Origin of the sequence: Bacillus cereus group sp. Bc061, assembly GCF_027715825.1 — a bacterium.
Lineage (GTDB): Bacteria > Bacillota > Bacilli > Bacillales > Bacillaceae_G > Bacillus_A > Bacillus_A paranthracis.
Genome location: NZ_JAQFTZ010000001.1, coordinates 589,678 through 602,401 on the forward strand (window position 1 = coordinate 589,678; position 12,724 = coordinate 602,401).

Here is a 12,724-nt window from a genome sequence, read left to right on the forward strand (position 1 = left end):
TAATTCCTTTCTTAGTTCTTAGTCACAGCTGGAATAAATTTTTTATCTAGCTCGCTATATATTCCTACCAATCGTTCCTTTCCGTTTACAACTTCATATATTTCTGCTCCATCATGTGGTCTTAATTTCTGTGGAAATTGAGATTCATATTCTGGAATAATACGTCCGTTTTCAGACATTACAAATCCATTTCCTGTTTGAGGATATTGTAAGTAATCGCTAGGTTTTTTATTTATTGGGTCATTAAAATTATCGCCATAAGGAATATATAGTTTTTCCGCATCATCCGATGTAAATCTAATAACACCAAAATCACTTTCGGTAGTAAATTTGGTTTTGTGATAATCTAAACGTAATGAGTGAAATAAGTCATGTGATGATTGAATGTCTGCTACATCTTCAAATTTTGCAACGCATCCCCCGACTTCATTGAATCGCTCATCCATTAAGTATTTTTTTATATCTTCTAACGGAATTGCTTTCTGCATCATTGTAGTAGAAGTTGGTGCGGGAACACTGTCTCTAATCTGTTTCATGGCTACTACTTCTTCTGGACTAAGTTCATGATACATTTTTGTTTTTAGCTCATTAAACTTTTCACGTGATATATCTACATCCCGCAAAACAGAATCTATTTGATTTTCAAAGTTACTTTCAGCTAGATGTTCGATTTGTTCACGTGTATATCTCGGTTTGATTTCTGCCACTGTTCCGCCAGTATTCTCTAAATAACGTTTTACTTGTGCTTCACCTACACTTGTGACAGGTTGGGACCTATCACCTTTAGCAAACTGGTAGGTTGAAAGTTTTTCTTCGGCTTGTCTAAAACTAGCACTATCAAATACAGATCTACCACCATTACCGCCTGCGAAAGCCAAATTATCGCCTTTATTAAATAATTGTCCAGCTTTCGAGATACCTTGAGAGAATTTAGCCCCTTGTGCTAGCTTTGCAGCCTTACTGACCCCTTTATCTCCAAGAAGACCTAATCCAATTTGTGTTAAAGCGTAAGATCCCCATCTTGCACGGGTCTCTGCATCTCCATTTATCACATCTTTGTTAAAGGAATCTGATAACGCATTCCACATAGCAGGTAAAGCTTCATCTAAATGGGTGACAGTGTAGCCCATGCCTTTCCAAGTTTCCCAGTCACCTAATGCTTTTATACCGTCGATTGTATCTCCAACAGCATCTCCCGCACCGTCTACTATACCATCCCATACTTTTCCTAAGAAAGATTTTTCAGGTGCTTTACTAGACTTAGTCGTTTTTTGGGATGTTACATCTTCACTATCTGCAACGCGGAATTTCTCAGCAATTCTCTTTAATTCTTCTTCAACATGCACAAGCGCATTAATAGCTGTGAATGCGGATGGTCTTGCATTGTTAAACATTTGAACGAAATTTTGATTTGATGCGCCTGTCCATTGAAAACACATGTAATCAATTTGATTGCATAAGTTATTATGTATAGATTCTAATGCATGCTTTGTATCGTTTGCCCGTTTTGCAACTCGTTCCAATTCTTCGGGCGTTACTTTTATTTGAACCATTTTTTTCCTCCCTTTCCCGATTAAAATTATGAGGTAAGGAAGGGGAGATATAAATACTTAATATTAAGAAAAGACAGCTAAATTATATGAAATAATTATGGATGAATCTAATGTAAATGTGAAGTGGATATAGAGTTTTTATGAGCATGAAAAGATGTAGTTTCAATTGAAACTACATCTCTAAAATGAACTACTCTTGATTCTTAAAGATTTTCTCATCCATATTAAAGTTAAAATAAAAAACTGTCTCCAAAAGGTCTTGTTTAAAGACCTTTTGAGACAGCCTCTTCTTATCAAAAGTTGATTAGTTAGTAGCTTCTTTCAATGTATTTACGTTTTCTTCCATTAAAGTGAAGTAATCTTTATTATTTTTCGCATCGTCTTCAGAAATAGTAGCTAAGTGATTTAAGCGTAAAATCTTTGTACCTGTTTCTTTTTGAATAACGGATGCTACTTTTGGAGTAGAAAATGTTTCAAATAAAATATATTTTAGATTATGTTCTTTTACTGTTTTTGTAATGTCAGCAAGTTGTTTTTGAGATGGTTCATCAGAAGCTGAAATACCGGCGATAGCAATTTGTTTCAGGCCATAGCGTTGTTCCCAGTATCCATAAGCCGCATGAGAAACTAAAATATCTTTCGTTTTTGCATTCGCAACTGCTGCTTTAAATTGATCATCTAAATCAGTAAATTTTGTTTGAAGTGCTGCAAAGTTTTTTTCGAACTCTTGTTTATGGTCAGGTTGTAATGCTACAAGTGCATTTTTAATTTTTTCTGCTTGTTTCATTGCTAGAGTAGGGTCTAACCAAATGTGTGGGTCTTTATCGTGATGATGTTCATCCTCTTTATGGCCGTCTCCGTGATCATGATGCTCTTCTTCAGTAGAAGTACGCAGTTCAATACCTTTTGATGCATTTACAATTTTAACGTTTTCTTTTTGTAATGTTTTTTCCATTTTTTCAGCAAATGGTTCTAATTCAGCACCGTTATAAACGAATAAATCGGCTTTTGCAACTTGTACTGTTTGTTTCTGACTTGGCTCAAATGTATGAGAATCGGCACCAGGCGGATAAATTGCTTCAACAGTTACATAGTCGCCACCAATTTTTTTTGCGAAATCTGCAAGAGGAAAAATAGTTGTATAAACAGTTAGCTTTCCATCTTTCTTGGCATTACCTTCTTTTGTATTTGAGCAGCCAGTAAAAATTAAAGTGAAAATAAGTAAGAATGAAAATATAGTCAATCTTTTAGGCATGAAGTTCTCCTCTTTTCTTTTTTTACGGATATATTTTCCCCAATTATAGAAGAAAAATATCATTTTAACACAAAACGGAATAATTACGTTTTAGTTTGCGAACTTAGTATAATACATCTTTTATAAAGTTGCAATAAATAATAATCATTCCGATTTGATTTTGTTATAAAGTTGTCAAATATAGGTGTGTTATTTTTGCGAATACATGCATATGTGACAACGCTGTGTTCATATATATGAAAGGAGGGTGTAGAGGGGGCTGAGTGTTTGGGTTACTTAATGGAAGCTATTTTATTGATATTAGCGGTAGTATTACCATTAGCCGTAGTCTTAATTTTTTTAAGAAGATTAATAAGTAATTTAGGAGATGCATCAACCGTAACAAAATTACGAGAGAAAGATGAGAAAAAAGAGTGAGTAAAGCACTATGCGTACGCATAGTGCTTTACTTGTGGTAAAATGAGAGAAGGAAACTCCTAAAAGTTGTATGTTACTAAAGGAGAGAAAAGTAAAATAAGAGGTATATGCATATATGAATAAGCGAACAGCGTTAGTACTTGGTGCAAGTGGTTTAGTTGGGCAAGAGATAACGCGTCTATTACTTGAATCAGATTACTACGATTCGGTTACTATTTTTGTAAGAGAACCAATGCAATGGCAACATGAAAAGTTACAGCAAAAGCAAGTAGATTATTTGGCATTAGAGGAATATAAAGAGTTCTTTGCTGTAGATGACGTATTTAGTTGTCTAGGAACAACAATCAAAAAAGCAAAAACGAAAGCTAATTTCAAAAAGGTAGATTATGAATATACGTTACGAGCGGCTTGTTTAGCTGAAAAACAAGGGGTGCAAAATTTCCTTGTTGTGTCCTCAATGGGAGCGAATCCTAAATCGTTTTTCTTTTATTCACAAGTGAAAGGAAGAATGGAAGAGGAATTGCAAAAGTTAGTAATTGGTGGTATTCACATTTTTAGGCCATCTTTATTAGTAGGAAATCGACAAGAATTTCGCTTTGGTGAAAGAATGGCGGAAAAATTATCTCGTATGATTCCTTTTATATTTAAAGGAGCCTTCAAAAAGTATAAACCAATTTCCGCTAAAGATGTGGCAAAAGGGATGTATATAACTGCATTGCGAGAAGAATCAGGTATCCACATTTATAATTCGAATGAAATTACAACGATAGAATAAATAAAACCGAGAAGAAAAGCTTCTCGGTTTTATTTATTTGTACTGATTTTCCCAGGCGCTCGCTCGTATTGATACGGTTCTTCTAATTCAAAGCCAAGTTCATTGGCGGCTATTCTTGGGAAGTAAGGATTGCGAAGTAACTCACGTCCGATAAAAATTAAATCTGCTTCGTTATTATTTAAAATTTGCTCTGCTTGTGCCCCGGTCGTAATCAATCCAACTGCACCAGTTGCAATGTTAGCATGCTCTTTAATATGTTTAGCATATTGTACTTGATACCCAGGGTAAACATCGATGCGCGCAGGTACAACAGCCCCAGAGCTACAATCGATTAAATCTACTCCTTGTTCTTTCATCCATTTTGTATATTGTACATAATCTTGAACTGTTAACCCGTCAGGATGATAATCATTTGCTGAAATACGAACAAATAACGGTCCGTTCCAAACTTCATTTATCGATTCAATGATTTCGCGTAAGAAACGATATCGATTTTCAGGTGAACCACCATATTCATCAGTCCGCTTATTGGTAAGTGGAGAAAGAAATTCATTAATAAGATAACCGTGAGCACCGTGTATTTCAATAACGTCAAATCCAGCTTGTTTGGATCGTACTGCAGCTTGCTGAAAAGCTAATACAGTATCTTTAATTTGGTGTTTGCTCATTTCTATTGGCATTTTCATTGTTTCATTAAATGGAATGGCTGAAGGAGCTAACGCATCTGTTTCTAATTCTGCTTTTCTTCCAGCATGAGCGAGTTGAATGGCAGCTCTTGCACCATTATCGTGTATAAAAGTTGTCGCTTTATGTAAGCCTTCAATTAAACTGTCATCCCAAATGCCTAAGTCTTTATTTGAAATTCGACCTTCAGGTAACACGGCTGTTGCTTCAATCATAACTAAACCAACTTGACCAGCAGCTCTTGTTCCATAATGAATAAGATGGAAATTCGTTATTTGGCCATCCTCGTTTTTCGATGAATACATGCACATAGGTGACATAACAATCCGGTTTTTTAATGTAACGTCTTTAATTGTATAAGGTGAAAAAAGTTTGTAATTCATCCAATAGCCTCCTAGATTGAATTTTCTTACATTGTATCATTCTCGTTTTTGTTTCTCGAATAAAACGCTTATACGAAAAATTTTGTCTATTCGTGTTACAATAACAAATATGAATTGAATTGGAGGATGGCATATGTATCAGGCTTATTATGAAAGTGAATTAGGCTTGCTAGAAATTACAGCGAACGATAAAGGAATTACGTCTGTTATATTTGTTGATGAGAGACAAGAAGAACATACAAATGAAATGATAGATCAATGTATAAATGAGCTCGATGAATATTTTAAGGGGAATAGAAAAGAGTTCACAGTCCCGTTGTCTGCTGAGGGAACAGCATTTCAAAAAAATGTATGGGATGCGCTCTATACGATTCCTTATGGCGTAAGTGCTTCATATTTAGATATTGCAGAGAAAGTCGGAAATACGAAAGCTGTACGAGCAATAGGAGGAGCAAATAGTCGCAATCCGATTTCAATAATCGTTCCATGTCATCGTGTAATAGGAAAGAGCGGGAAACTTGTTGGGTATGCGGGCGGTTTATGGAGGAAAGAGTGGTTATTAAAACATGAAGGTATTTTGAAATGACGTATGGATGGGAAGAGGGATTGTTTTGAAATGTATAAATTGTGGGCAACTTTGCGAGGGAAATCAGCTGAATTGTGAAAGTTGCCAGCGGACTTTGCATACTGAACAGAGTGAAGGAAGTTCGCTAATAGACAAGGAATTAGAAGTATATGTAGGGAGACAATATCCGTATTACAAAAGGAAATGGGAGCTTGAGGAAAAGCGGATTGCTAGGTGGAGCTGGAATGGTTGGGCAGCTATTTTCAATGTAGGTTGGCTCGGATATCGTAAGTATTATTTACCTGCAGCTTTATTTGTAGTGTTATTATTAGCGTGTGATGCGTTTTCTTATTATATGGGCTTCAACGTAGCATTGCCGATCATTAATATGGTGCCTCTTACGTTTCTATTACTCGTTTTTATTTTATTTGGAATGGCGATTTTTGCGAATGGATTATATTATCAATTTGCAGAAAGGCGTATATATCGAATAAAAGCAAGAGAAATTCAAGATGGATCGGTTGAAAAGTACCTCATTCGTGATAGTGGTGGAACGAGTAAAATGGGAGCAACAATTGTTACGATTTTAGCGGTTGCTAGTATTTTTATCAGCCATTTCTTTTTCCCGACTGATCGAGATATTATTCAAAAAGTTCGTACAAGCTCGCTATATGAATATCCATTCCTTTCAATTGGTGAATCGTTTGAAAATTATTTTAGAAATCCGGGTTGGGCATATTATCGTGGCACGGAAGGATTAGAATTGGTAGAGTTCCAAGGGGATAGTCCGGATATGTCGAAGAAAAAGGTTACGATCCAATTTGTTGTTGATTATAAATTGGGTGAGATTGAGCCATACTCACTTATGATTAATGGCGAATCTAAAAATGAGGAAGAATTTTTAAAGATAATGGACGAAATATTTAAAGTTCAAAATCCATTTGACATAGAGGATGGATTACAAGTAAAAGAAAAAGAAGTGGATAGTAGAGCTCTCTATCCGCTTCTTTTTTTGTATATACGAAAATAATATTTGAAATAATCTGAATCTTTTGTATAATAATATGTATTATACTGGCTTTCATTTATACATATAGATTGGGGGAAGGAACAATGAAGAGAAAGGTAACAACGATTGCTGCAGTTGCATTATCGACTAGTATATTAGTTGCGGGTTGCGGAAATGGGGAGAAGGCATCTACAACGAAGAAAGAAACAGGTAAGGGGGCAGCAGATAAGCAAGTATTAAACTTACTAGAAACAGCTGAAATTCCTTCAATGGATACGTCAAAATCAACAGACTCTGTATCATTCCGTGCCTTTGTAAATGCAATGGAAGGATTATATCGTTTAGATAAGGATAATAAACCAACTCCAGGTATGGCAAAAGACGTGAAAATTAGTGAAGATAAAAAGACATATACATTTGAATTACGTGATGCAAAATGGTCAAATGGTGATCCAGTTCGAGCGCAAGATTTTGTATATGCATGGCAACGTACATTAGATAAAGCAATAGCAGCTGAGTATGCATTTATTTTATTTGATGTAAAGAATGCACAGAAAGTAAATAAAGGAGAGTTACCGTTAGATCAATTAGGAGTGAAAGCGAAGGATGATAAAACGTTAGTAGTAGAATTAGAACAACCAGCACCATATTTCCTTGAGCTTACTTCATTCCCAACATTTTTCCCTTTAAATGAAAAATATGTGAAAGAACAAGGAGATAAATACGGATTAGAAGCAGATAAATTATTATATAATGGACCATTTACGATGAGTGAATGGAAACATGAAAGAAGTTATCAGTTAAAGAAAAACCCTAATTATTGGGATAAAGATACTGTGAAGTTAGAAGAAATTAATGTGAATATTGTGAAGGAAACAAGCACAGGAGTAAATTTATATGATAGTGATCAAGCTGATCGGGTTATTTTAACTTCTGAATTTGTTGATAAATATAAAAAGAATAAGCCAGATGAATTTAAAACGAAGTTAGATCCACGTATGTATTTCTTACGTTTTAACCAAAAAAATGCAACGTTTAAAAACCAAAAAGTTCGTGAAGCAATTGATCTAGCATATGATAAAAAAGGAATTGCAAATGTTATTTTAAATGATGGATCATTGCCAGCGTATTTCTTAGTACCTGAAAAATTTACGACAGGACCTGATGGGAAAGATTTCCGTACTGTAAATAAAAATTTCCGTGACAGTAAAGATAATGCAGCAAAAGCGAAAAAATTATGGGAAGAAGCGAAGAAAGAACTTGGTCAAGATACAATTACAGTCGAATTACTAAATGATGATAACGGTAGTCGTAAAAAAGTAGGAGACTTTATTAAAGAAGAGTTAGAGAAAAACTTACCTGGTATTAAAGTGAATTTAAAACAACAGCCATATAAGCAGAAGTTGGATTTAGAAAAGAAACTTGAATATGAATTCTCTTTATCTGCATGGAGTCCAGATTATCCAGATCCAATGACTTATATTGATATGTTTGTTACTGGAAGCTCATTTAATGAAATGGATTATTCTAATCCGAAGTATGATGAGTTAGTAGCGAAATCAAAAGGAGAACTATTAAAAGATGATAAAGCACGCTGGAATGCACTTGCAGAAGCGGAAAAAATCTTAATTGGTCAAGATGCTGCCATTTCTCCTACGTACCAACAAAGTACCGCATACTTAGAGAAACCATACGTAAAAGGTATTGCAAATCATACGTTTGGTGGGGACTTCAGTTATAAATGGGCATATATTACAAAAAAATAGTATAATAAAAGATGAGAGAATTTTCGCTCATCTTTTATTTGTATAGGAGGAATTAGAGTTGTTAAAAGGAATCAATCATCTTTGTTTTTCAGTATCTAATTTAGAAGATTCTATTACATTTTACGAAAAAGTATTGGAAGGAGAATTATTAGTTAGAGGAAGAAAACTTGCATATTTTAATATATGTGGAGTATGGATAGCGCTTAATGAAGAAATACATATTCCAAGAAATGAGATTCATCAATCTTATACGCATATTGCGTTTTCTGTTGAACAGAAAGACTTTGAACGTCTACTGCAGCGATTAGAAGAAAACGATGTTCATATTTTACAAGGAAGAGAACGGGATGTAAGGGACTGTGAATCTATATATTTTGTTGATCCTGACGGCCACAAATTTGAGTTTCATTCAGGGACATTGCAAGACAGGCTTAATTATTATAGGGAAGATAAACCTCATATGACGTTTTATTAAGGGGGGCAAAGAAAGTTGCATGCGCTAGTAATTGGTGGAACAGGAATGCTAAAGAGGGTGTCTATGTGGCTTTGTGAGCAAGGGTTTCATGTTTCTATTATTGGAAGAGATGAAGTGAAATTAGAAAATGTTAAACGAGAGAGTGCTATACCAGAAAATATCACATGCCTTCCGTTAGATTATCATAATGATGACGATGTAAAGGTAGCTATTAAAAGCACAATTGAGCGGAATGGCCCAATAACATTAGTTGTCGCATGGATACACTCAAGTGCAAAAGATGCGTTATCACTTATTTGTAGAGAATTAGACTTGTCGCCTGAAACATACGAAGTTTTTCATATTTTAGGCAGTAAAGCGTCGAGAATAGCCTCACAAAAAATAGGTGGTACGCGATGTAGCTATCATAGAATAATTTTAGGTTTTATATTAGAAGATACATACGCAAGATGGCTTACTCATGAAGAAATATCGGATGGGGTAATAAAAGGAATTGAACGTAAATGTAATGAATGGATTGTAGGACGAGTAGAACCGTGGGAATTGCGGCCAACATGGTAAGGGGGAATTGAAGTGAAGACAACGGTATATGTAACAAGGCATGGTGAAACGGAATGGAATGTAGCGAAGCGAATGCAAGGACGGAAAAATTCTGCTTTAACTGAAAATGGTATACTGCAAGCTAAGCAATTAGGAGAGCGAATGAAAGATTTATCTATTCATGCAATCTATAGTAGTCCGAGTGAAAGAACCCTTCATACTGCAGAGTTAATAAAGGGAGAACGTGATATACCGATAATCGCGGATGAGCATTTCTATGAAATTAGCATGGGTATATGGGAAGGACAGACAATTGATGATATAGAAAGGCAATATCCAGACGACATACAGTTATTTTGGTATGAGCCACATCTTTTTCAGTCAACATCAGGAGAAAATTTTGCGGCTGTTCATAAAAGGGTAATTGAGGGGATGCAGATTCTTTTAGAAAAGCATAAAGGAGAAAGTATATTAATTGTCTCCCATGCGGCAGCAGCAAAATTACTTGTAGGACATTTTGCGGGTATTGAAATAGAAAATGTGTGGAATGATCCATTTATGCATAGTGCTAGTCTCAGTATAATAGAATTTGAAGATGGTAAAGGTGAAGTGAAGCAATTTGCAGATATAAGTCATTTTCAATAAAGCGGGATAAACGTAAAAAAGGCCGCAAAACGGCCTTTTTTTGTAGGCATAAAAACTAACAATTACGTTTTTTATACCAGAAGTGATCAAATTTCTTGTGTTTGCAAGATGGGAATTTATGTCCGCCTTTGCAATCATTCCATTTGTGTCCATCATCGTGACAGTCTTTACCATGATCGCATGAATCATCGCAAGAGCCGCCGTGTCTATGCGGGAAGAATTCGCACTTTTTACAGAAACTTCGTTTAGTCCAGAAAAATTTCTTTTCAAAGCGTATGCATTTTGTAATGAATGTACAATGTTTTCTGCGAGTACGTTTTGTAACTAAAACGCATTCTTTTCTACGCGTCACTTTCGTAACGAACGTCCATTTTTGAACGCGTACACGAGTACATTTTGTAACAAATGTCCATTTTTTCACATGTGTACATTTTGTAACGAACGTACAATGTTTCACGCGAGTACATCTTGTTCTTGGACATTTACCCCCAGTTGTACATTTACATCCAGTTGTACAAGTATGATGAGTGAATTTATCATCATCGCATTCAAAAGTACTTGGATCTTGGTGTAAGAAATCCTCCATCCCAGCACTTTTGATTTCTTCAACCGCTTTTCTAATATCACGTTTCATAGAAATCCTCCTTATCATGTATTAAGTTGAAAAGGTATTCTTTTTCCTTAACAGGATATGTATGTAGGTATCTTTCTGAACAGGACAAGAGTGTAATTTTATATAAATAGATGATAGCGGATGTATGGACAAGGCGAGTTGCATACATTGAATGAAGAGAACTGAGAAGGGATGAGAAAACATGCTACCTTCATATGATTTTTTTATTCATCCAATGTACTTAGTGGAATTGAAAAAAGACATTTGGTCAGACAGTCCAGTACCAGCAAAATTAACTTATGGAAAAAAGAAGTATGATATTGATATCGTATACCGTGGTGCTCATATTCGTGAATTTGAGAAAAAATCTTATCATGTTATGTTTTATAAGCCTAAAAAATTTCAAGGTGCGAAAGAGATTCATTTAAATTCTGAGTTTATGGATCCGTCTCTCATACGAAATAAATTATCTTTAGACTTTTTTCATGATATTGGTGTACTTTCACCGAAATCACAACATGTGTTTATAAAAATTAATGGTCAAATTCAAGGTGTATATTTACAGTTAGAATCAGTGGATGAAAATTTTTTGAAAAATAGAGGATTACCGAGTGGTTCTATTTATTATGCGATAGATGATGATGCGAATTTTTCTTTAATGAGTGAGAGAGATAAAGATGTTAAGACCGAGCTCTTTGCGGGTTATGAATTTAAATACTCGAATGAAAATAGTGAAGAACAGCTGAGTGAATTTGTATTTCAAGCGAACGCTTTGTCGAGGGAATCTTATGAAAAAGAAATTGGGAAGTTTTTGCATGTTGATAAATATTTACGATGGTTAGCTGGCATCATTTTTACACAAAACTTTGATGGTTTCGTTCATAACTATGCACTATATCATAATGATGAAACAAATTTATTTGAAGTAATACCGTGGGATTATGATGCGACTTGGGGGCGAGATGTACAAGGGAGACCACTTAATCATGAATATATTCGTATTCAAGGTTATAACACGTTAAGTGCAAGATTGTTAGATATACCTGTATTTAGAAAGCAATACCGAGGTATTTTGGAAGAAATATTAGAAGAACAATTTACCGTTTCATTTATGATGCCGAAAGTAGAAAGTTTGTGTGAGTCGATTCGTCCTTATTTACTACAAGATCCATATATGAAAGAAAAATTAGAAACATTTGATCAAGAAGCTGATATGATTGAGGAATATATAAATAAAAGAAGAAAGTATATACAAGATCATTTACATGAATTGGATTAATTTTGAAAGAGATTGGAACATTATCAATCTCTTTTTTTGTATAATAAAGAAGTATTGGTAGAATTGGCGTAATATATACTTAATAAAGGATGGAGATGTGGAAACATGACGGTAAAATGGATTGATTGGGTAAAACAAATACAATCTATAGCTCAAGCGGGTTTAACGTATTCTAAGGATGTGTATGATATAGAACGTTTCCAACAATTACGGGATATTTCCATTTCGATGATGTCACATTATACAAAGACAGATTGGGAAGTTGTAGAGAATTTATTTGCAAGTGAGACAGGCTATCAAACACCTAAAGTCGATATAAGAGCAGTCGTTTTTCAAAATGAAAAGTTATTATTTGTGAAAGAAAAAAGTGATGGGAAATGGGCATTGCCAGGTGGATGGGCTGATATCGGTTATACGCCGACAGAAGTAGCAGCAAAAGAGGTTTTCGAAGAGACAGGTTATGAGGTAGATCATTTTAAGTTACTAGCTATATTTGATAAAGAAAAACATCAACCATCGCCTTCAGCAACGCATGTATATAAAATTTTTATTGGCTGTAAAATTATTGGTGGTGAAAAGAAAACTAGTATTGAAACAGATGATGTGGAGTTTTTTGGTGAAAATGAATTGCCTAATTTATCGATTGCTAGAAATACAGAAGAGCAAATTAAACAAATGTTTGCCTACATAAAAGAACCTCAGAAAGAAATAGTAATAGATTAATAATGCGTATGCCTGTGATATTGTCGGCATGAAGATATTGGC

At 34.7% G+C, this 12,724-nt stretch carries 14 protein-coding genes; 10 read left to right on the plus strand and 4 right to left on the minus strand.

Features of this window, described 5'->3' with window-relative positions:
• Window positions 1-11 precede the first annotated feature (11 nt).
• Both PDQ40_RS03025 and PDQ40_RS03030 read right to left on the minus strand, forming a co-directional pair.
• Window positions 12-1,553 carry a WXG100 family type VII secretion target gene (locus tag PDQ40_RS03025; RefSeq protein WP_000249913.1) on the minus strand — a complete coding sequence of 514 codons (1,542 nt, stop codon included), beginning with the start codon at window positions 1,551-1,553 and terminating at the stop codon, window positions 12-14.
• Between the two features lie 304 nt (window positions 1,554-1,857).
• Window positions 1,858-2,808, minus strand: a complete 951-nt coding sequence (locus PDQ40_RS03030; protein WP_001126173.1) for a metal ABC transporter substrate-binding protein — start codon at window positions 2,806-2,808, stop codon at window positions 1,858-1,860.
• A 267-nt stretch (window positions 2,809-3,075) separates the two neighbouring features.
• On the opposite strand from PDQ40_RS03030, the gene PDQ40_RS03035 reads away from it, so the two are divergent.
• Window positions 3,076-3,225 (plus strand): hypothetical protein, encoded by a 150-nt coding sequence (locus PDQ40_RS03035; protein WP_000540927.1) that lies wholly within the window; start codon window positions 3,076-3,078, stop codon window positions 3,223-3,225.
• A gap of 115 nt (window positions 3,226-3,340) precedes the next feature.
• Complete coding sequence (locus tag PDQ40_RS03040; protein WP_001042754.1) at window positions 3,341-4,000, plus strand: oxidoreductase; 660 nt, start codon at window positions 3,341-3,343, stop codon at window positions 3,998-4,000.
• A 29-nt stretch (window positions 4,001-4,029) separates the two neighbouring features.
• Here PDQ40_RS03040 and namA read toward each other — a convergent pair whose 3' ends face one another.
• Entirely contained in the window at window positions 4,030-5,067 is a 1,038-nt protein-coding gene (namA, locus tag PDQ40_RS03045; RefSeq protein WP_048556896.1) for an NADPH dehydrogenase NamA, read from the minus strand.
• Between the two features lie 133 nt (window positions 5,068-5,200).
• Here namA and PDQ40_RS03050 point away from each other — a divergent pair, with 133 nt between their 5' ends.
• The 6 genes from PDQ40_RS03050 (at window position 5,201) to PDQ40_RS03075 (ending at window position 10,067) form a co-directional block, all read left to right on the plus strand.
• The gene (locus tag PDQ40_RS03050) at window positions 5,201-5,653 is read left to right on the plus strand and encodes a methylated-DNA--[protein]-cysteine S-methyltransferase (protein WP_049113109.1); all 453 of its coding nucleotides are present in this window, start codon (window positions 5,201-5,203) and stop codon (window positions 5,651-5,653) included.
• 25 nt (window positions 5,654-5,678) lie between these two features.
• Window positions 5,679-6,662, plus strand: a complete 984-nt coding sequence (locus PDQ40_RS03055) for a DUF2628 domain-containing protein (RefSeq protein WP_002163686.1) — start codon at window positions 5,679-5,681, stop codon at window positions 6,660-6,662.
• A gap of 83 nt (window positions 6,663-6,745) precedes the next feature.
• Window positions 6,746-8,407 (plus strand): peptide ABC transporter substrate-binding protein, encoded by a 1,662-nt coding sequence (locus PDQ40_RS03060; protein ID WP_270691223.1) that lies wholly within the window; start codon window positions 6,746-6,748, stop codon window positions 8,405-8,407.
• Between the two features lie 58 nt (window positions 8,408-8,465).
• Complete coding sequence (fosB, locus tag PDQ40_RS03065) at window positions 8,466-8,882, plus strand: FosBx1 family fosfomycin resistance bacillithiol transferase (protein WP_000911692.1); 417 nt, start codon at window positions 8,466-8,468, stop codon at window positions 8,880-8,882.
• A gap of 15 nt (window positions 8,883-8,897) precedes the next feature.
• Window positions 8,898-9,443, plus strand: a complete 546-nt coding sequence (locus tag PDQ40_RS03070; RefSeq protein WP_061535804.1) for a short-chain dehydrogenase — start codon at window positions 8,898-8,900, stop codon at window positions 9,441-9,443.
• A gap of 12 nt (window positions 9,444-9,455) precedes the next feature.
• A complete protein-coding gene (locus PDQ40_RS03075) occupies window positions 9,456-10,067 on the plus strand; it encodes a phosphoserine phosphatase 1 (protein WP_214328815.1) in 612 nt (203 codons plus the stop codon).
• Window positions 10,068-10,122: 55 nt separating this feature from the next.
• On the opposite strand, the gene exsB is transcribed toward PDQ40_RS03075, so the two are convergent.
• Window positions 10,123-10,701: an exosporium protein ExsB gene (exsB, locus tag PDQ40_RS03080; RefSeq protein WP_000817501.1), complete on the minus strand. Its 579-nt coding sequence runs from the start codon at window positions 10,699-10,701 to the stop codon at window positions 10,123-10,125.
• Between the two features lie 181 nt (window positions 10,702-10,882).
• Between exsB and cotH the strand changes: the two genes are divergently transcribed.
• Both cotH and PDQ40_RS03090 read left to right on the plus strand, forming a co-directional pair.
• Complete coding sequence (gene cotH / locus PDQ40_RS03085; protein ID WP_214328814.1) at window positions 10,883-11,959, plus strand: spore coat protein CotH; 1,077 nt, start codon at window positions 10,883-10,885, stop codon at window positions 11,957-11,959.
• A gap of 105 nt (window positions 11,960-12,064) precedes the next feature.
• Window positions 12,065-12,682: an NUDIX hydrolase N-terminal domain-containing protein gene (locus PDQ40_RS03090; RefSeq protein WP_214328813.1), complete on the plus strand. Its 618-nt coding sequence runs from the start codon at window positions 12,065-12,067 to the stop codon at window positions 12,680-12,682.
• Window positions 12,683-12,724 lie beyond the last annotated feature (42 nt).

Excerpts from the sequence above, each read along its gene's own strand:
- PDQ40_RS03060 (WP_270691223.1), top strand. The coding sequence starts at position 6,746 with ATGAAGAGAAAGGTAACAACGATTGCTGCAGTTGCATTATCGACTAGT.
- PDQ40_RS03025 (WP_000249913.1), bottom strand. The coding sequence starts at position 1,553 with ATGGTTCAAATAAAAGTAACGCCCGAAGAATTGGAACGAGTTGCAAAA.
- PDQ40_RS03050 (WP_049113109.1), top strand. The coding sequence starts at position 5,201 with ATGTATCAGGCTTATTATGAAAGTGAATTAGGCTTGCTAGAAATTACA.
- PDQ40_RS03040 (WP_001042754.1), top strand. The coding sequence starts at position 3,341 with ATGAATAAGCGAACAGCGTTAGTACTTGGTGCAAGTGGTTTAGTTGGG.
- PDQ40_RS03090 (WP_214328813.1), top strand. The coding sequence starts at position 12,065 with ATGACGGTAAAATGGATTGATTGGGTAAAACAAATACAATCTATAGCT.
- cotH (WP_214328814.1), top strand. The coding sequence starts at position 10,883 with ATGCTACCTTCATATGATTTTTTTATTCATCCAATGTACTTAGTGGAA.
- exsB (WP_000817501.1), bottom strand. The coding sequence starts at position 10,701 with ATGAAACGTGATATTAGAAAAGCGGTTGAAGAAATCAAAAGTGCTGGG.
- PDQ40_RS03030 (WP_001126173.1), bottom strand. The coding sequence starts at position 2,808 with ATGCCTAAAAGATTGACTATATTTTCATTCTTACTTATTTTCACTTTA.
- namA (WP_048556896.1), bottom strand. The coding sequence starts at position 5,067 with ATGAATTACAAACTTTTTTCACCTTATACAATTAAAGACGTTACATTA.